We start from the raw sequence: 18,664 nt of genomic DNA on the forward strand, positions 1-18,664 counted from the left end.
AGAGCTAGATGCTAACTAGTGCTTGTGGCTGTGCTGGCGACGGCGGGCCTTGTAGGCCTGCTCGCGCTGGAACTCGCGGTGCAGGCGACGCTCACGCGCCAGCTTGCGCTGGAAGGCCTGGGACTCGCGATACTCGCGGTAAATCACATCGTTGCTCAAGTCCTTGAAAATAGCGAACATGAGCCCGATGAGGATGAAGAGGAATGGCAGCGCCGCCACAATGGTGACGTTCTGCAGGTTCGACAGGGAATCCTCACTCGACAGAAGCAGGGTCAGGCCGACGGCTGCGGTGAGCACACCCCACGCCGCGGATAGCCACGGCTTCGCGGTGGTTGCACCGGACTGGGACATCGAGCCCATGACTGTCGACGCCGAGTCGGCCGACGTAATAAAGAACGTAGCCAGCAGCAGGGCGGCAACGATGCCCGCAATGAAACCACCAGGCAGGCTCTGCAGAAGATTGAATAGCTCCTGCTCGGCAGACTCACCGGAGATGGAGTTACCCTTCTGCTCCATGTGGATAGCGGTACCGCCGAAGATGGCGAACCACACAGTGGAGACACCCGCCGGGACGAGAAGCACGCCAACGCAGAACTCGCGGACGGAACGGCCACGGGAGATGCGGGCGAGGAACATACCCACGAACGGCGACCAGGAAACCCACCAAGCCCAGTAGAAAATCGTCCACGTCGACAGCCACTCGCCGGCAGTTCCGTTATCGGACTCAGCGGTACGAGCAATCATCTCGGTGAAGTTCGCCAGGTAGTTACCAATGGAACCCGGAATCTGGTTCAGGATAGAGACTGTAGGACCAAAGATGAACACGAAGATAGCCAGCAGAGCGGCCAAAACCATGTTGGTGTTGGACAGGTACTGAATACCCTTGCCCACACCCGACATGGCCGACAGAATAAAGGCCAAGGTCAGTACGAGAACAATGCCGATGACGACGTTCTGCGTGGGGTTCTCAATGATTCCGGAGGCCTGCAGGCCTGCCTGAATCTGCATGGCACCCAGACCCAACGAACAAGCCGTGCCAAAAACAGTGGCAAAGATGGCCAAGATGTCAATGATCTTGCCCACGGCACCGTCCGCAGCGCGCTGGCCAATGAGCGGCACGAAAGCCTGGCTCAGCAGCTGCTTGCGACCAATACGGAAGGTGGAATAAGCGATGGCGAGGCCCACGATGGCGTACACGGCCCACGGGTGCAGGGTCCAGTGGAACATGGCCGTGGCCATTGAGGTTCCTACCTCATTCTCACCATGGCCCGGAACGCCGTTCTTAAAATAGTTGAGCGGCTCGGAAGCGCCGTAGAACATCAGGCCGATGCCCATGCCGGCAGCGAACATCATCGCAATCCAAGAGACCGTGGAGAATTCCGGTTCTTCATTTATCTTGCCCAAGCGGATGGTGCCGAACTTAGAGGCAGCAATGCAGATGACAAAAACAACGAAGATTGTTCCGAAGAGGACATAGGCCCAACCAAAGTTATTCACCACGAAGCTCAGAGCATTGCTGGAGAAAGAGGCAAAGCTCTCCGGAGCGGCCAAGCCCCATGCCACAAAGGCGGCAACGAGCAGGCCGGCGATTCCCACGATGGTCCAGTCGATCGGCGAATCGATGCCACCGGGCCCGTACTCGTCGTTTTCTTGTTCTTCAACTGGTGCAGGTTCAGCCGCAGGATCGAACGCCTTGTTGGTGAGCATGTCCTGGAGCTGGCTCGTGGCTGAAGATGCCTCGAGGCGCTCGTCGACAGTGCGGTATTCCTCCACCGCAGCCGGCGAGCTCTGTCCTTGGGAAGCAGCCGAAGACACCTCCGTGTCCTTCACATTGTCTGAATTTGTCGAGTCTGTCATACCTACCGACCTTGGTGCTGTCTCATCAACTAGTCAAACCCTAATGGAAACAAAAAGGCTGCACAGCGCCCCAGTTGCAGAGATTCGACGTCAGCAATGTTGGTGGGGTTGCCCTTTAATCCCACTGCAACGAGCACCCCTTTTCGCACCGCTCTGTGCAGCAACTATGCAGCGTGTCCACACAATCCAACGTTTTCCCAGCCGTTCCACAGCCATGCCAGCTTTCAAGACACATAACGATGCCATAACGATTGCCCTAAAAGAGACCTCTATCACCAGACGCTAGTGATAGTGCTCAGCCGCGGGCAGCAAGGTAGGCATCATAAAGCTCACGATTAGACCACGCCGTTCCCGCGGCGGCCTGCTTGCAGGCATCCTTGGCACGCACGCCGCGTTCAACCTCTGCGCGGACCTGCTCCACGAGGGTCTCCAACGACACGGGTGCGGCATCACCGCCCTCGATGACTACGGTGATTTCACCCCGCGCATTCTCTTGCGCCCATTCGGCAAGCTCGCCCAAGCAACCGCGCTTAATCTCCTCATATGTCTTCGTCAGCTCGCGGCAGACGGCAGCGCGACGGTCGGCGCCGAGGATTTCGGAGGCGTCGCCAAGCGTCTGCGCCAAGCGGTGTGGGGACTCGAAGAAAGCAATAGCGCGCTGCTCCCCCACCAAGGACTCCAGCCACGCCTTGCGCGGGCCGGGCTTGCGCGGCGGGAAGGCATCGAAGAGGAAATGCCCCACCCCCAACCCCGAAAGCGCGAGGGCGGTCGGTACCGCCGAAGGACCCGGGAAACACGTCACGGGCACACCCGCCTCCACAGCGGCGGTCACGATGGAGTGCCCCGGATCAGAAACCAGCGGCATGCCGGCGTCCGACACGACAAGCACGGTTCCCGTCCGGGCAGCGGCGACTAACGTGCGCGAGCGTTCCTCTTCGTTGTGGTCGAAGTTGGAGACCACCTTGCCGCGGATCTCGACTCCTAGCGCTTGGGCAAGATTGCGAACACGGCGGGTATCTTCCGCCGCAATCACGTCTGCGTGGCCCAAAGCCTGCATTAGTCGGGCGGAAGCATCACCGGGATTTCCCAGCGGCGTAGCGGCAAGGATGACACCGCGGGGCAAGGGATCAAGCTGAAGACTCATACTCACCAGCATGGCACACGCAAGCTAGACTCTTCCGGGTGAGTATCGCAACCCCTACAGATCGATCTGGCCGCCGCAAGCGCACGCGCCTATCCGCCGCGCGTGGCGCGCATACCCGGCCGGCACCGCCTGCCCCTCGGCCCTACACCTGGACCCGGGCCGACACGATCAGCACCGCGATCATCGCGGTACTGGCTTTACTCACACGATTCATTGGTTTGGCTGCTCCGGTTTCTGAAGGCACACCCGTCTTCGACGAGAAGCACTACGTGCCGCAGGCCTGGGACATGGTCACTAGCTGGCATAACCTCTTCCTCGGCGGTATTGAGTCCAACCCAGGCTATGGCCTGGTTGTGCACCCGCCGCTGGCCAAGCAGATCATTGCGATATCAGAAGCACTTTTCGGCTATACCCCACTGGGCTGGCGGGCCATGGCCGCGCTGTTTGGCGTGGGCACAGTGATGCTCACCATGGCGCTGGCTCGCCGCTTGTCTGGTTCCTGGCAAGTGGGATTCCTGGCTGGTCTTCTCGCCGTGTGCGATGGCGTGCTGCTCGTGTCCTCCAAATTCGGAATGCTCGACATCTTCCAAGTCTTCTTTGTCGTCGCCGCCGCGTGGGCTTTGGCGCGCGATCACCAGCAGATGCGTGAGCGTCTCCACTCCGCTTTCGTGTCGGGCACGATGGGTGACTCCGACTTCGGGCCCCGCTTTGGTTTCCGGTGGTGGCGTTTTGCGGCCGGTGTTTTCTTGGGGCTGACGCTTGCTGTGAAGTGGTCCGGCCTGTACTACATCATGTTCTTCGGTCTGATGAGCGTTTTCTCGGATCTCGCGCTGCGCCGTCTCTACGGCGTGCGCCGCTACATTGTCGGCACGCTGGTACGCGATACACCAGCGGCCCTCGCCTCCATCGTCGCGGTTCCCGTTGCCCTGTACGCCTGGTCCTGGCGTGCGTGGTTCGCTGACGAAACAGCCGTTTACCGCCACGCCAAAGTGGACGGAACCATTGAGGAGGGCTCTTGGTTGCTTCACCTCCCCGAGCCACTCGCCGGCTGGTTCTACTACCACTCTTCGGTGCTGGAGTTTCATGCTTCTTTGACCACCTCCGGTGGGCACAGCCACCCCTGGGATTCCAAGCCGTGGGCCTGGCTGGTGGCCGCACGCCCTATCCTCTATTACTCCTCCACGGACATCTCCTGCGGGGACGGCGGCTCCTGCCGCAAGATGCTGTACCTCTTCGGTACTCCCGCCATTTGGTGGCTGGTCGTCCCTGCAGTGTTGTGGGGACTGTGGTCCCTGCTTGTCCGCCGAAACCGGGCCTTCCTCATCCCACTCGTGGGTGCTGCCGCAGGATTCCTGCCCTGGCTAGCAGTCTTCGACCGCCAGATGTATTTCTTCTACGCCACGGCGTTCATCCCGTTCATCATCGTGCTGATTTCCTTGGCTTTGGGCCAAATGATCGGCCGCGGACGGCTACTGCAGTGGCGCAGGCTCACAGGACTCTTTGGTTCCGCGATGCCGTTGGGCACCTTCCTTACGGTGTGCTATGCCGCACTAGTTGTGGCAATGTTTGCCTACTTCTCCCCGATTCTTTATGGCTATCTCATCCCTGATTCGTGGTACAACTCCATGATGTGGCTGCCGTCCTGGTCCTAGCGTGGGCTAGCGGAAATCGCCCGAAAGACGTCGTGCAACAGGAATCCCCGGTCCGCTGCCCAAGCCCAGCCCAAGCTGACGGTGGCCAGGCCCGTGCCGATGAGGATATAAACCTGCCCCGCAGCGACGCTGCCTAAGGCAAAGTCGCGCATTGTAAAACCGCACAAGAACGCGAACATCGTACAAGCTACCGGCAGCAATCCAGGGGCCGAGGCTGGGCGCCATGCGGCAAAAGCCAAACCGCTTGCGATACCGAAACGCAGCGCCGCAGCCTCCATCAACAGGTGTGCGCGTCCTGGGTCAGCGCCGTCCGCGAGTGTTCCTTCGCTCGCCAGAGTTGTTAGCCCCGAGGCACTGACGACGACCACGACCGCCCACACCACAAACGCTAGGGACAGCACCCCGAGGGCTACCCGCGCCAAGGTCAGCGATGCCTGTCGCGCGCTGGAGGCTCGCTGCCATTCCGGCTCCACGCCGGCGAGGATGACATCAGATAAGTCGTGCGGCGGAACACCAGCGGGTTCCACAACGCTCAATGAGCGTGAAAGGGCTGCGGCCTTGTCCCGGAATGCCGCGCACTCAGAGCACCCAGACACGTGTGCTTCGATGACGTCTGGTGAGAGCTGTGGAGCTTCCCCATCAAGCTGTGCGGAAATCGCCGCCTGCACCTGCTCATGCGTCAGCACGGCTCAGCACTCCATCTACGCTCGCCCGGCCGGAACCGAAGACCACAATCATGAGCAGTGACACGATGAGAACTAGCGGGTACTCGATGCCACCATCGGTAGCGAAGAGGCCGTTGCCCATGTGCACGAAATACAACGCACATGCCATGAGCAGCGCTAAAGCCCCCGCAACAAAGGTCGTGAGCAAACCTACGACCAGGGCCGCCCCGCCCAGCATTTCTGCGAAGGCAGCCAAGTACGCCGATGTTTGTGGCTGTGGGACGCCCATGGCGGAGAACTGCCCGGTTACTTCGTCCATTCCGCTAAAAAACATCTTGTCTACACCGTGCGCCACGAAGATGACTCCCAGCACCGCGCGAAAGATGAGAAGCGCGGCATCGCGTACGGCGGGTCTATTCATGGTTCATAGACTACCCTGGATGGCCACCGCCCTCCGAAAGGACTCCCCTCCCAACATGCACATGTGGACCTCTCTGGACACTCCCCTCGGCCGTCTCACCCTCGTGGGATCTGCACAGGGTTTATCCCACGTATATTTCGACGGCGAAACTCCGGATCTCGGAAGCATGCAACGCCTCACGGATGTCACCGAACCTGGCTCTGCGGGCGCGGTGCTTGTCGACGCCTCTCAACAAATTGCCGAGTACTTTGCCGGTATCCGGAGGGAATTCGAGTTGCTTCTCGCCGTCCCGGCGACTCCTCGTGCCTTCCGCGACCGGGCACAACGCACGCTTCGCGACATCCCCTTCGGCGAACGTTGGACCTATTCGGCTCTTGCCACCGCCGCCGGTAGCGCTCAAGCTGCCCGTGCCGCGGGTAGCGCCTGTGCCAGCAACCCGCTTCCTATTGTGGTGCCGTGCCATCGCGTCGTGCCAGCCAGCGGCGGCCTAGGCTCCTATCGCGGGGGTGTGGCCGCAAAACGGCTACTGCTGGAGCACGAAGCAGGGAACCAATAACTAGATTTTGCAGTCTAAAAAGGCATGACTACTACACACATGGCAAACGATACGAAACTTGTATATGACTCTGCGGGCCTTGGCCGCCCCGCGTGGGCAATGACTTCTCCACTGCTCAAGGAGTATTACGACACCGAATGGGGCATGCCCGTCCATGAGGAATCCGCTCTGTTGGAACGGCTCTGTCTGGAAGGCTTCCAGGCCGGGCTGAGCTGGGAGCTCGTGTTGCGCAAACGCGAAGCCTTCCGCGCTGCTTTCGTCGGCTTTGATGCTGACCTTCTGGCCAGCTTTGGCGAGGAAGAAGTCGAACGCCTCATGAACAATCCAGAAATTATCCGCAACCGCCTTAAGATCAACGCGGTGCTCGCCAACGCCAAGGCCACGCTGGCCCTGCGCGAGCAAGGCGGGCTGGATGAATTCATTTGGAGCTTCTTGCCGGCAGAAACGATTGCGCCAGAAAGCGAAGAGGACATCCCGAAATACACAAAAGAAGCCTTGGACATGTCCAAGGCTTTGAAGAAGGCTGGGTTCAAGTTCGTCGGCCCAGTGACCTGCTTTTCACTCATGACGGCCATCGGGATGGTCGACGCCCACCTTATGGGCTCGCATCGCCGCGGTAGTTCGGGAGTGTGGTCGGCCTAGCGCTCAGCGCGCTTGAACGAAAGGCACATTCACGTGCTGCTTAACCGACTCGCCGTGCCGCGAGGTCATCACGCCGCTGGCGCGGGGAAGGATGCGGCCCATCGAAACCGCCGTCGGAATCATCCTCTGAGTACACCGGAAGGTAATCAAAGTCCGGGCTTTCATCATCGATTTCCAAGATGAGCGCGCCCGGGCGGCGCAGGTTCGGCGGCAGTGACTCAGCAGGGTTCTCCGCGTTGCGCACACCCAAGCGCGCACGGCGCAAGTGGTAGACGCGGCGACGAAGTAGCTCCTGCTCGCGGCGCACCTGGGCGCGCAGCGCCACCAGGTAGACCGTGGTCACAACACCAGCGATGCCCGCCAACCACCAGGTCCAACCGCCCACGACGATGCCCAGGCATACCGTTGCGACCACCGCCACGGCTAGGCCGATGAGCGTGCGCTGGCGGCGCTGGTACCGCGTGGCCGAAGCCTCCTTCTCCTTCACCGGATCCCAGCCGCCGCGGCCAAGACGGCGCTGCGCAAAGGCAAGCTCTTCCGCGGAGAGCTCGGTATCGCTGCCGTTGTTTTCAGCGTCCTCAGCGGAGTTCGTATCTGCGACATCAATGCTCTCGCCCTCAACCGCCGTGGTTTCTTCCTGCTCCAGAGCATCATAAGCGCCGTCTGCCTCCTCGGCGATGGTGTCCTCCGGAGTCTGGTCCACAGAGTCAATAGCACCCGGGTACATCAAATCGACCGGAGAGGTATAGGAGTCATCCAAGCTGTAAGCATCTTCTGCGACGCTAGCGTTGGCCGGAGCCGTGAAAACCTCAGCTGCGTTCGCTTCAACGCTCTCAATATCATTATCGAGGTCGTGCTCATTTTCGGTATCATGCTCAGGTTCCGCTGCTAGCTCGAAATCCTCTTCCGCATCTTCAGCCTCGAGAACTTCGCCGTCAATCGTGTCGGCGACATCTGGCTGCTCAGCAGCATCAGCCGCAGCACGGCCGGATTGAGAATCCTCACTGACGCCTTCGGCCTCGACCAACTCGTAGCCTGCCTCCTCAGCATCAGCCTCCGCCCCTGCCTGGGAACTCAGGCGGACATCTTCCTTGCTCAAGCGCGGCTTAGGACGGCCCGGCACGGAGCCGGAATCGCCTTCGAAGAGCACGCGGGTCTCTTCAAAGGCCTCACCTGTATGGCTCATCGGGCGTTGCGAACGCAAAAGCAACGGGGCGAGGATGAAGAGCCACAACACGATTACGAGAACGATCGGCACGGCAGTCATCATGCGGCTGTGTCCCACTTTCAGGGGTCGACGAAAAAAGGGAATATAACTAGGCCCCTACTCTAGCCGCCCAACCCCAGCCTGTGGGCATCAACGAGACCATAAATTACAAGGTTGTTACTTAAGTGAAAGCAGAGGTAGTTGACCTAAAATATCTGCTGGAATATCTGCTGTCTCAGCATCGGCTAAGCACCGCTGAGGCGGCCCGTCGCGCGCAAGCGCTCCACCGCCCCGGAAGCAAAATCCTCACGATTCAGTGCCAAGAAGTGGTGGTCCCTCCACGCGCCGTCGATATGCAGGTTGCGACGCAGGAAGCCTTCATCCCGAAACCCGTTGCTGTGCAGTACCTTGCCTGAAGCGGGATTCTCCGGCAGGTAAGTAGCTGTCACACGATGCAACCCAACGCGATAAAAGGCATGGTCAACACCGAGGGCACAGGCGGCAGTCGCCACACCCGCGCCGTGCACACCGGAATGCACCCAATAGCCTATCCAGCACTCACTGACCCCACCATGCTGAATATTCCCTAAGGTCAACTGCCCGCGGAACTGACCATCGACGTCGATAACGAGCGGCACCACAGTTCCAGCGCGGGCCGAATCACGCAAAAACATCAGGTGATTCCACCAGGCTGATTGTGAATGCGCCGCAGCCCACGAGGTCGGCAGAGTCGGCTCCACCGGTTTGAGAAAATCCCTATCCTCCATGCGCTGTCGCCGCCACGCTTCGCCATCGCGGCGCAAGAGCGGGCGCAAACGAACTGTCGCCCCATGCGGGAAGACGCTTGACGCCCGCAACCGAACCGCAGGAGTTGCCTCCGGCCAGCCAGGATGGTCGGGATTGGCTTCACCGCTGGCCGGGGTGGCAAAGCGCCCAGCGGCGGTTCCGAAAGGATCAAGCATGACCGTGAGTATCTGCCTGCATCTAGCTGCGTTGGGTCAGGAAGAGGACGTCCACCACATCACCCGGGCGAATCTCGGTGACTTCCTCCGGGATACGAATCATCGCGTTGGCCTCAGATAGTCCGGCAAGCAGGTGCGCCGGCGCGCCCGCCGCACCACCCAGGCCTTCCACCAGGTAATCGGATGTTTCGGCATCACGCATGAGCCGGGCACGAATATAGCCACGACGGCCCGGGCGGGACTCCATGTGGTTGAGCACGCGTGCGCGCACCACGCGACGCTGACCGCTGCGCTTGCCCAGGGAGAGCCGGATCAGCGGGCGCACAAAGACCTCAAAAATAACCAGCGCGGACACCGGGTTCGAGGGCAGCAAGAAGGTCGGGATGCGTTCCTCACCTAATAGTCCGAAGCCTTGGACCGAACCGGGGTGCATTGCCACGCGGGATGTGTCCACATCTCCTAGCTCATCGAGGACCTCACGGATTTCTTCCGAACCTGCGCCACCCACGGCGCCGGAGATCACCAGCACCTCGCTGCGCGCCAGATAGGTTTCCAAGGCCTCCCGCATGCGGCGCGGCTCGCCGGCTGCGATACCGACGCGATGCACATCGGCGCCGGCCTCCTTCGCGGCCGCCGCAAGCGAATAAGAGTTCACGTCGAAGACTTGACCCAGGCCGGGTTCACGGTCGACGTCGACAAGCTCCTTACCATAGGACACGATGGTCACGCGTGGACGCGGATACGCCAACACCTTTGAGCGTCCCACTGCCGCGAGCAGGCCAATTTGTGCGGGGCCCAAGATGGTTCCGGAAGACACGGCAACATCCCCGGGCTGAATGTCATCGCCCACGCGGCGCACGAAGTCGCCCGAACGCACCGGGCGGTGCGAGGTCACACGCTTGCGGCCGCGGTCCGTCCATTCGAGGGGAAGGACGGCGTCGGCAAGCGTCGGCAACGGCGCACCCGTGTAGACGCGCACCGCTTGCTTGGGCTGCAAACGCAAAGGCTGGCGCGAGCCTGCCGGAACCTCCCCTACCACCGGAAGCGAGCGCTCAATTTCAGTCTCCGAGGCAGGAGCATCAGCATCCTCGGAGTCGTGGCGCGAGCGTGCCTTGAGAGCTTTTTCTCCCCCGACGTCCACGGCACGCACGGCATAGCCATCAATGGCTGCTTGCGGAAACCCCGGGAGCGGCTGGTTTGCCTGCACCTCCTCCGCGCACTTGAGACCTAGGGCATTCGCGATGGCGATGCGTACCGGCTCGGGAGTCATCGCTGCATCAAGAATGAACGCCATCTGGTCATCGACCGAACGCATGTACCGCCTGCCTTTACTCTGGGGTATGTGGGGTCTAAAGGGGTGGAAGTTACTGGAGTAGAGCTTAGCGCGCTAGGCGTGTGAAGGCTTAGGCCTTCAGCCCTTTTTCTTCTTCGTAGTCCTCCACAATCTTCTTGATTGCCTTGTAGAGCGCGGGGCCGTACTTCTCATTGCGCAGACCAAAGTCAACGTTGGCTGGGATGTAGCCGCCCGGGTTGCCCAAGTCGTGACGCTTGCCTTGGTGGACTACGACGTGAACGGGGTGGCCTTCCTTAATGAGGAGCTCAATGGCGTCGGTCAGCTGCAGCTCCCCGCCCTTGCCTGGCTTGATGCGGCGAAGGGCATCAAAAATCTTCCTGTCGAGCAGATAGCGCCCAGTGGCCACGAGGTTCGAAGGCGCATCTTCCGGATCCGGCTTCTCCACCATGCCCACAACCTTCTTCACGCCCGGCGCGTTGGTGTCCTCGACATCGAAGACGCCGTAGTTATAGGTCTCTTCGCGCGATACCTCGAAGGCGCACAGCACGCTACCACCCAGCGCTGCACGAACGCGGGCCATCTCCCCCATGACGGTGGCCGGCAGGACAATATCATCCGGGAGCATGACGGCGAAGAATTCTTCGTCATCCTCCAGCACAGATTCCGCCAAGCCCACCGCGTGCCCCAGGCCCAGCGGCTTTTCCTGCTCCACGGAAATCGGGTGAATCAACTGGGCAGCGCGCTTGACCTTGGCTACTTGCTCATCTTTGCCGCGAGCGTCGAGGGTCTCAACAAGATCAGGGAACTCATCGAAGTGCCGCATCACTTCCTGCTTGTTCGGCGCGGTGATCACCGCGAGGCGCTGGGCGCCCACGGACGCGGCCTCTTCCGCGATGAGTTCAATGCCCGGCGTATCAACGACGGGGAGCAGCTCCTTCGGTACGGTCTTGGTGGCGGGCAAAAAGCGTGTGCCCATGCCAGCAGCGGGGACAACGACCGTAGCGATCCCGGTATGGGAATCCTCGTGTGCAATAGCCATAAGTTCCACTTTACAATGCATCCCCCGCGCTCCCGTGCTGCGCTACGCCGTCCCGCTATGATTAAAGCCTATGACGACCTCCCCCAAGGACGCCTTAAGATCCTTACTCCTGAACGCTCGGCGCGAGCGCAGCGCCGAGCAGCGCGCTGATGACAATGCTGCGTGGTGCGCCGGTGTGGGTGAGTTACTTACTCCCGCGATGCGGATTGCCGCCTACCACCCCCTGGGCACAGAGCCCGGCGGGCCCAACTTCGTAGAGACCGTGGCAGCGCTTTGCAAGGAGGTCTACCTGCCCATTTCCGGCAAAAACGGTGAGCTTTTATGGACGCTGTATGGCGGGCCAGAGGCCATGCGCCCGGGGGCATTAGGAATTGCAGAGCCCGTCGGGCAACGCCACAGTAGCAATGTCTTGGCGCGACTTGATCTCATCCTCGCGCCCGCGATGGCAGTGAGCGAATCTGGCATGCGCTTGGGCAAGGGAGCGGGGTACTACGACCGCGCGCTCACTCCCCTCCCCACTGGACGCCCGCCTGTCGTTGCCTTGGTGCATTCCAGCGAGGTCCGCGATGTCCCCTTCGATGAGCACGACCGCCCAGTCGATGGCGTCCTCACCGAGCGCGGGATGCGCTGGCTTTAATCGCTTTCGGGCCCCGCCCGGGAACCACGCGGCGCCACGCGCAGTCTAAGAAGGTATGGATTTTCTACATGTTCTGCGCACCCCGGGACATCGCCGCAGTGTGCTCCTGCGCCGCGTTATCGCAGCTGTCCTGCTCGTGACCGCCGCAGCCAGTGCGCTCGCTTCCACGCGTGAGCAGCCCCACGTCGTGGTCATGGCCCGGGACGTGGCGGCCGGGGAGACGCTAGCGCTTGGCGATGTCTCCGTGGCCCGCGTCCCCTCCTCCGCTCTTCCCGCCACGGCGTTGGGAAATAACCCAGAGGATGCCGTGGGACGCGTGCTGGTAGCGGCCGCGAGCGCTGGCGAAATCTTGACCACAACTCGTCTACTCAGCTCAGATCTCGTCGCAGATTTCGGTATGGACAACGGCCACCTCATCCCGCTTACGCTGGCTGAGCCGGAGATTTCTCTTAATCTCCACCATGGAGATACGGTCAATATCGTCGGCACGGTCGAGGATGAGCCCGACGGTACCGCCCCCGCACGCGGAACGACTATTGCCCGTGGCGCTCGCGTCGTGTCGGTGGGAACAGGCGGAGATGATGCACGCACCCAATCGTTGCTCGTTGCCCTCCCCGCCGAGGCGGCCGAGGACGTCGCTGCCGCTTCCCTTGCGCAACCGCTCACGGTCGTCATCGTGGGCGACCGTGCCCACAATTAAGATGACACTGTGAAGATCGCCGCGTTTGCGCATCAATGGTGCCGCGGGATGTTGCCACCACCAACAATCTCTGCCTAGTATGGGCGCATCCACTCAGGCGCTAATGTTTGTGTGTCTTTCCTGTCTCACAACGTCGTGGCAACGCATGCTGTGAGCGCTCAACAGTGGTCTTTTCTATTCCCCGCAAGTTTCCCCCGATGTTTCTTCCCGAGGAAGCACTCCTATGCTTCAAGACTCTCTCTCAATCGGGCTCCTTCAGGTTATAAACGTGCTAGGTGCCACCTCCCTGAACAGCGTTAGAGCACTCACCGCGCGCACTGCGACGCAGCCGCGCGCTACCGAAGAAGCAATTACTCCGCAGAAAAGGACATATTCCCATGCTTAAGGGCTTTAAAGATTTCATCTTGCGCGGCAACGTCATCGAGCTAGCCGTGGCCGTCATCATCGGTGCTGCATTCACCGCAATCGTCACCTCCATCACGGACCACCTCATCCAGCCGCTGATCAACTCCTTCGGTTCCCCGGACTTCGGTGGCCTGGGCTTCGCGATTACCGACAATCCCGAGACCTTCCTTGACTTTGGTGCGGTCATCACGGCACTCATCAACTTCCTGATCGTCGCCGCCGTCATCTACTTCGTCATTGTCGCTCCGCTCAACGCCGTCACCGAGCGCACTAAGCGCCGCCAGGGTGTTGACCCGGAGGAGCCGGCTCCGACCGCCGAGCAGCTGCTCGCTGAGATCCGCGACCTGCTCGCTGCTGAGAACGGTGGCACCACCACTGAGAAGCCAGGTTCCAGCTTCTAATTCACAAGCAAAACCTGCAATCCCGCAGAGCCTGCACAATGCTGAAGCTCTGCGGGATTTCCTTATGCGCTCTAGGCCCTCGACGCGCTACTGCGTAGTACCAAAGTGCGGCGGCATATTCTCGCGGTAGAAAGCCTCACCGGTGACATCATCGTCACCGTCGCCTCCGGGCACCTGTGTGTCCCCGTCGAAATTCACGGTGCGCAGTTCGTCGCTACCCGCAACAGCGGAAGCAGCATGGGGTACCGGCCCGCTGGGGACATCGAAACTGCGATCGTAATTCTCAGCGGTCGACGGACGCTGAGCTCGACGACGGCGCGGACGCGAGGAGCGTGGCGTGGGTTCGGCCATTAGACGCTGGATTTCTGCAGCTGATCAACGAGGTGGTGCACCAGCGGCGTCAAAGTGGCCATGCCATCGCGCACCGCCGCGCGGGACGACGCGACGTTAACGATGACCGTTGACCCAGACACTCCCGAAATACCGCGGGAGGTGCACGCATCCACCGCGCCACAAGCCTGGCCGGAAGAGCGCAACGCTTGCGCTACGCCCGGAACCATTTGGTCCAGCACTGCGCGGGTTGCCTCCGGAGTCTTATCACGCGGGCCGACTCCCGTGCCGCCAATCGTGAGCACCAAGTCGACTCCCCCGACCACGCCGGTCTCGATAGCCTGCCGGATCTTGGACTTCTTGGAGCGGACAATCACTGCGCCGTCAACGGTGAACTCGGCTTCAGCCAGCAGTTCACCAGCCAAGCGCGATGTGTCCTGGGCCGCCTCATCCGGGTGATCGGTGACGATCACAACGAGCGCGCGGCGTGGCGCTTGAACGCTTTGTTCTTGTTCGCTGGCAATGAGGAAGGCGTCATCGGGTTCGGTAACGTCATCGAGTTCGCGTGAGGCATCGCGCCCCAACAGCTCGGTTGCGTCGGTGTTGTCTGCCACGGAGGTTCTCCTTAAAGGTGGGACGGAATCTTCCGGAAGTAGTTTCTTGAAAAGGTGTCTGGGTGCGAGGCTCACGCGGCGCTGGCGCACCGCCCAAGTATTTGTAAACTTACTCGCTTGCCAGCGTTACCTCTACCTTTCTCGCATCTTCACTATCGCGACTCTTCACCTCAAGGGTGACGGTTGCACCAAACTCCTGGGAACGTGTTGCCGCGATCAGGGCATCGGAGCTTTCAATGAGGCGCTCATTAACGCGGGTGACCACGTCACCGGACTTCAGTCCTGCCTTATCAGCTGGGCTATCAGGTTCCACGTCGACAATCTCTGCACCTTGGGTCTCGCTCTGCGCGCGAACCTTAACACCCAAGGTGGGGTGCTTGACCCTGCCGTTATTAATGAGCTCATCGGCCATGCGCTTAGCAAAGTTCGAAGGAATTGCGAATCCCAAGCCAATGGAACCGCCTTCGGAACTCGAGCCACTCGACAGCGAGGCGATCATCGAGTTCATGCCAATGATGTTGCCCTCCATGTCCACCAAGGGGCCGCCGGAATTACCGGGGTTTACGGCTGCGTCGGTCTGAATGGCGTCGATCAACGAGGACTCCCCACCTTCCTGCGAGGCACGAACAGGGCGGTTCTTGGCTGACACAATTCCCGACGTCACCGTTGCGTTCAGCCCCAGCGGGGAACCAACGGCGACTACTTCTTGCCCCACTGCGGTAGCGTCCGAATCACCAAACTGGAGATAGGGCAGGTCATTGACATCATCAATCTTGATGACGCCTACGTCCGTCGTCGCATCCGACGCAATGAATGTAGCGCTATGACGCGAGCCGTCATTCATTGTCACTTCCAGACGCCCTCCTTGGTCTGCACCGGCAACCACGTGGTGATTGGTCAGCACATAGCCATCCGGGGAAATGATGGACCCGGAGCCCTCGGCACCGCCCGAGCGAGTTATGGAGTAAATGGAGACCACCGCTGGGAGAACCTTCGACGCCACGTCCTCCACAGAACCATCAGCTGGCTCTTGGCCGGTGCTATTTGCCACCGGCTGACGTTCCAATACTTCGTTGACGGTCGAAGTGGAAGACTTATCCTTGCCCGCTGCGCCGACAACCGCACCGGTGACACCGCCAGCACCAACGGCTGCGACGAGCATCATTGCCAGCGCAGTGCCCAGACCTATCTTGCGCTTATTCTTCTGATCGGGGCCCGGCTGCACGCCGTGCACGCCCGCACCTTGTTGTCCTGCATAAGGCTGCGTTGGATTCTGCGACTGCGGGCTGCTCTGATTGGGTTGGCCGAAGCCGTAGCTCGCTCCGCTATAAGGCGCTTGCGCGCCGTAAGAAGCCTGGGAGGGCTGAGCACCAAATGAAGGTCGGCTCCCCTGCCCTGGCTGGCCCCCATAAGGTGCCTGCCCGCCAGACTCCCACGAGTTGGTGCGCGGTTGATTCCAACCATTCGATTCGCTTCCCGCCGAAAATACCTCGCCGCGCTGTTGCGCCTGTCCCCGCCCATCAGAGTTCTGCGGGTTATCCATGGGACTATCCATGTTCGAATTCCTCATATTCATGTCAGGTAGTGTGCTCTTTCAAGCTGGTGCGCATCTGTCTCTGCTCTGCCAGTGTGCTAGGAAAAGCTGGACGTTTCCTGTGTGCACTGAGCTGGGGTGATCCATCGCACGTTAACCTTGATTGAACCACCGCTCGGCAAAGATTCTGCCGCGGTCATTGTGGTTCCCCGAATGTTCTCCGGAAGTCTCCTGTGCCTGTCCCGTCGCTTGTTGCGCAGCGGTCGAATCGAACTGAAACTCATTCGGCTGCTCTTCCAGGCCGTCCACCATGGCATCGCCCTCGGTAGGATGTCCCGGCAGGATGACTTCCATGCGCGTTCCCCCATCTGCAGATTCCTTGATGGTGATGGCTCCGTTGTGCCGCTCGAGCACGGATTTCACGATGGCCAACCCCAACCCGGATCCCGGCATCGCCCGGGCTTCCGCGGAACGGTAGAAGCGCTCAAAGACCTTGTCTCGTTCCTCCGGGGCAATACCGGGGCCGGAGTCATCCACGCGCAGGCGCACCTTATCTTGGGCCACCTGCTTCATCGATACGCGCACGGTGCCCGTCGCTGGAGACCACTTCGCGGCATTGTCCATGAGATTGAGCGTGGCGCGGCCCAAGGCAAACGGATCCCCGTCAAGGACCCACGGGATAAACCGCACACGGAAGTCGACGTCCGGGCGGCGACGCTTAGCTCGGTTGAGGGAATGCTCCAAAACCTCGTGCAGCTCCACCGGCTCGGGTTCCTTTTCGGTGGCATCTTCACGCGCCAAATCCACGAGGTCACCAATCAAAGTCGACAGCTCGGACATCTGAGCCATCACATCCTCTTCCAAATCACGCCGGTCCTCCTCACTGATGCCAAAGCCGCCACCGGACTTATTCAGCATCATGAGGAGCTCAATGTTGGTTCGCATGGACGTCAGCGGTGTTTTCAGCTCATGGCCGGCATCGGCCACGAATTGTGATTGCTGCACGCGCGCGTGTTGGAGTGCGGACAGCATTCGGTTGAAGGACACCGTCAGCTGCGACATCTCGTCGTTGCTCTCGACCGCAATCGGGCGCAGATCATTGGTTTGCGTCACATAATCAACCGCGCGCTTCAAGCGAGCGATGGGCTCCATGCCAGTCTTGGACACCACCATGCCGGCGAAGACGGACAGCAAAACGCCAAAGGCCACGATGATGAGCAGGGCCGAGCCTACTGCGGAGACGATGTCTTCGGTAGGCCCCAAGTCCTTAGCTAGGACTACCGTCGCACCGCCTTCTTGATACTTAGCCAGTACGCGCTCACCACCCAAAGTGCGGATGGAGCTTTCCATCCTGTCCCCATCCGACTTGAAGTCACCACCCACGGGCAGTGCATCACCGTAAGAAAACGCAACTGCAGGCGGAGAGACGGAGACCCGAGTCGAGGGGTTATAGAGCTTAAATGTCGCGATCTCTTGATCGATATTCTCTACAAAGGCCGGGTCCTGAGCTTGCTGCATCAGCACATCCGCTTGCTGCATGATCTGCCTATCGACGCTCGCCGTCATCGACGCTGCAACCAACCAGTAGGTCACAAAAGTCATTACTGCTACCGCAACGGCGACAACGACACCGGTAACTAGAGAAAGGCGCCACCGAAGCGGCACCCGCGAAGCCCAGCCGCGACGGCCTGAGAGGCCCAGCCACGCAGTAGTATCTAGGGCTTCAGAAGGCACCGCGTCAGGCGCGGGCCTCCGCAGAATCACGCGATAGCCTCCCTCATGACGTAGCCAACGCCACGCACGGTGTGAATAAGACGCGGCTCGCCATTTTCTTCCGTCTTCTTACGGAGGTAACCGATGTAGACCTCAAGAGCGTTGCCGGAGGTCGGGAAATCATAGCCCCATACCTCTTCCAAGATGGTATTGCGGGAGAGCACCTTGCGGGGGTTCTCCATGAGCAGGCGCAGCAGGGCAAACTCAGTACGGGTCAGAGAAATCTGACGCTCGCCGCGGGTCACCTCACGCGTATCGGCATCGAGCTTGAGGTCCTCAAAGCTCAACTGGGTTTCAACCGGCTGCTTCTTTGCAATCGACTCCGCAGCGGCGCGGCGGACCAAGGAACGCACGCGGGCTAGCAACTCTTCCAGAGCGAAGGGCTTGGGCAGATAGTCATCGGCGCCGGCGTCTAGACCTGCAACGCGGTCAGACACTCCGTCGCGAGCCGTCAATACCAAAATGGGGCGGTCCCAACCTTCGCTGCGCAGGGTGCGACAGACCTCCAGACCATCCATGTTCGGCATCATCACATCGAGGATGAGAAGCTCTGGGTGCTCACTGTGCACCATTTCGACAGCCTGTACGCCATCAGCGGCCAATATGACCTCGTAGCCATTAAACTTCAGAGAGCGGCGGAGCGATTCGCGTACAGCCTGCTCGTCATCGACGACAAGAATCTTCATAGTCTCAATTATGTCCTATCGGGGTTGAATTCTCGAAGTAGAACCCAGCCTGTCGCCCCCCTAATATTCACCCTTTAAGCACCACAATGGTCTACACGCGCGCCAAACAATTGGCCTACGCTGCACAAACAGTGGACACGACAAC

The 18,664-nt window shown here is 60.5% G+C and carries 19 protein-coding genes; 6 read left to right on the forward strand and 13 right to left on the reverse strand.

Annotated features, from left to right (window positions below; genetic code table 11):
• Window positions 1-15: 15 nt before the first annotated feature.
• Both HMPREF2537_RS11810 and rsmI read right to left on the reverse strand, forming a co-directional pair.
• Window positions 16-1,857, reverse strand: a complete 1,842-nt coding sequence (locus HMPREF2537_RS11810) for a BCCT family transporter (protein ID WP_070529319.1) — start codon at window positions 1,855-1,857, stop codon at window positions 16-18.
• Window positions 1,858-2,152: 295 nt separating this feature from the next.
• Window positions 2,153-3,001 carry a 16S rRNA (cytidine(1402)-2'-O)-methyltransferase gene (gene rsmI, locus HMPREF2537_RS11815; protein WP_070529321.1) on the reverse strand — a complete coding sequence of 283 codons (849 nt, stop codon included), beginning with the start codon at window positions 2,999-3,001 and terminating at the stop codon, window positions 2,153-2,155.
• 38 nt (window positions 3,002-3,039) lie between these two features.
• On the opposite strand from rsmI, the gene HMPREF2537_RS11820 reads away from it, so the two are divergent.
• Window positions 3,040-4,653: a dolichyl-phosphate-mannose--protein mannosyltransferase gene (locus HMPREF2537_RS11820; protein ID WP_070529323.1), complete on the forward strand. Its 1,614-nt coding sequence runs from the start codon at window positions 3,040-3,042 to the stop codon at window positions 4,651-4,653.
• Here the strand turns inward: HMPREF2537_RS11820 and HMPREF2537_RS11825 are convergent.
• The gene (locus tag HMPREF2537_RS11825) at window positions 4,650-5,339 is read right to left on the reverse strand and encodes a zf-HC2 domain-containing protein (RefSeq protein ID WP_070529325.1); all 690 of its coding nucleotides are present in this window, start codon (window positions 5,337-5,339) and stop codon (window positions 4,650-4,652) included. The two genes, HMPREF2537_RS11820 and HMPREF2537_RS11825, sit on opposite strands and share 4 nt — an antisense overlap.
• Window positions 5,326-5,739, reverse strand: a complete 414-nt coding sequence (locus HMPREF2537_RS11830) for a DoxX family protein (protein ID WP_070529327.1) — start codon at window positions 5,737-5,739, stop codon at window positions 5,326-5,328. Before HMPREF2537_RS11830 ends, HMPREF2537_RS11825 begins: the two co-directional genes overlap by 14 nt.
• Before the next feature lie 19 nt (window positions 5,740-5,758).
• Between HMPREF2537_RS11830 and HMPREF2537_RS11835 the strand changes: the two genes are divergently transcribed.
• Window positions 5,759-6,295, forward strand: a complete 537-nt coding sequence (locus HMPREF2537_RS11835) for a methylated-DNA--[protein]-cysteine S-methyltransferase (RefSeq protein ID WP_246820326.1) — start codon at window positions 5,759-5,761, stop codon at window positions 6,293-6,295.
• Window positions 6,296-6,319: 24 nt separating this feature from the next.
• Window positions 6,320-6,937 carry a DNA-3-methyladenine glycosylase I gene (locus tag HMPREF2537_RS11840; protein WP_083299026.1) on the forward strand — a complete coding sequence of 206 codons (618 nt, stop codon included), beginning with the start codon at window positions 6,320-6,322 and terminating at the stop codon, window positions 6,935-6,937.
• A 40-nt stretch (window positions 6,938-6,977) separates the two neighbouring features.
• Here HMPREF2537_RS11840 and glpR read toward each other — a convergent pair whose 3' ends face one another.
• The 4 genes from glpR to HMPREF2537_RS11860 all read right to left on the reverse strand — a co-directional run bounded on the left by glpR (window position 6,978) and on the right by HMPREF2537_RS11860 (window position 11,439).
• Entirely contained in the window at window positions 6,978-8,207 is a 1,230-nt protein-coding gene (gene glpR, locus HMPREF2537_RS11845) for a divisome protein SepX/GlpR (RefSeq protein ID WP_070529331.1), read from the reverse strand.
• A gap of 182 nt (window positions 8,208-8,389) precedes the next feature.
• Window positions 8,390-9,106 carry a GNAT family N-acetyltransferase gene (locus HMPREF2537_RS11850; protein ID WP_070529333.1) on the reverse strand — a complete coding sequence of 239 codons (717 nt, stop codon included), beginning with the start codon at window positions 9,104-9,106 and terminating at the stop codon, window positions 8,390-8,392.
• 22 nt (window positions 9,107-9,128) lie between these two features.
• Entirely contained in the window at window positions 9,129-10,421 is a 1,293-nt protein-coding gene (gene glp, locus HMPREF2537_RS11855; RefSeq protein WP_070529335.1) for a molybdotransferase-like divisome protein Glp, read from the reverse strand.
• 88 nt (window positions 10,422-10,509) lie between these two features.
• Window positions 10,510-11,439 (reverse strand): UTP--glucose-1-phosphate uridylyltransferase, encoded by a 930-nt coding sequence (locus tag HMPREF2537_RS11860; protein ID WP_070529339.1) that lies wholly within the window; start codon window positions 11,437-11,439, stop codon window positions 10,510-10,512.
• 70 nt (window positions 11,440-11,509) lie between these two features.
• Between HMPREF2537_RS11860 and HMPREF2537_RS11865 the strand changes: the two genes are divergently transcribed.
• The 3 genes from HMPREF2537_RS11865 to mscL all read left to right on the forward strand — a co-directional run bounded on the left by HMPREF2537_RS11865 (window position 11,510) and on the right by mscL (window position 13,582).
• A complete protein-coding gene (locus tag HMPREF2537_RS11865) occupies window positions 11,510-12,076 on the forward strand; it encodes a 5-formyltetrahydrofolate cyclo-ligase (RefSeq protein WP_070529341.1) in 567 nt (188 codons plus the stop codon).
• 55 nt (window positions 12,077-12,131) lie between these two features.
• Complete coding sequence (locus tag HMPREF2537_RS11870; protein ID WP_070529343.1) at window positions 12,132-12,776, forward strand: SAF domain-containing protein; 645 nt, start codon at window positions 12,132-12,134, stop codon at window positions 12,774-12,776.
• Between the two features lie 377 nt (window positions 12,777-13,153).
• On the forward strand, window positions 13,154-13,582 hold the full coding sequence (mscL, locus tag HMPREF2537_RS11875) for a large conductance mechanosensitive channel protein MscL (protein ID WP_070529345.1): 429 nt from the start codon (window positions 13,154-13,156) through the stop codon (window positions 13,580-13,582).
• 87 nt (window positions 13,583-13,669) lie between these two features.
• Here the strand turns inward: mscL and HMPREF2537_RS11880 are convergent, their stop codons facing one another.
• The 5 genes from HMPREF2537_RS11880 to HMPREF2537_RS11900 form a co-directional block, all read right to left on the reverse strand.
• The gene (locus HMPREF2537_RS11880) at window positions 13,670-13,933 is read right to left on the reverse strand and encodes a hypothetical protein (RefSeq protein WP_070529347.1); all 264 of its coding nucleotides are present in this window, start codon (window positions 13,931-13,933) and stop codon (window positions 13,670-13,672) included.
• Complete coding sequence (locus tag HMPREF2537_RS11885) at window positions 13,933-14,526, reverse strand: MogA/MoaB family molybdenum cofactor biosynthesis protein (protein ID WP_010187605.1); 594 nt, start codon at window positions 14,524-14,526, stop codon at window positions 13,933-13,935. The genes HMPREF2537_RS11880 and HMPREF2537_RS11885 overlap by 1 nt, the downstream gene beginning before the upstream one ends.
• Before the next feature lie 109 nt (window positions 14,527-14,635).
• A complete protein-coding gene (locus HMPREF2537_RS11890) occupies window positions 14,636-16,081 on the reverse strand; it encodes a trypsin-like peptidase domain-containing protein (RefSeq protein ID WP_246818783.1) in 1,446 nt (481 codons plus the stop codon).
• Window positions 16,082-16,213: 132 nt separating this feature from the next.
• Window positions 16,214-17,824: a sensor histidine kinase gene (locus HMPREF2537_RS11895; RefSeq protein WP_070529352.1), complete on the reverse strand. Its 1,611-nt coding sequence runs from the start codon at window positions 17,822-17,824 to the stop codon at window positions 16,214-16,216.
• Window positions 17,821-18,519, reverse strand: coding sequence for a response regulator transcription factor (locus tag HMPREF2537_RS11900; protein ID WP_070529354.1), 699 nt, complete (start codon window positions 18,517-18,519; stop codon window positions 17,821-17,823). Before HMPREF2537_RS11900 ends, HMPREF2537_RS11895 begins: the two co-directional genes overlap by 4 nt.
• Window positions 18,520-18,664: the final 145 nt, after the last annotated feature.

Source organism: Corynebacterium sp. HMSC074E01 (assembly GCF_001808885.1).
Classification (GTDB): domain Bacteria; phylum Actinomycetota; class Actinomycetes; order Mycobacteriales; family Mycobacteriaceae; genus Corynebacterium.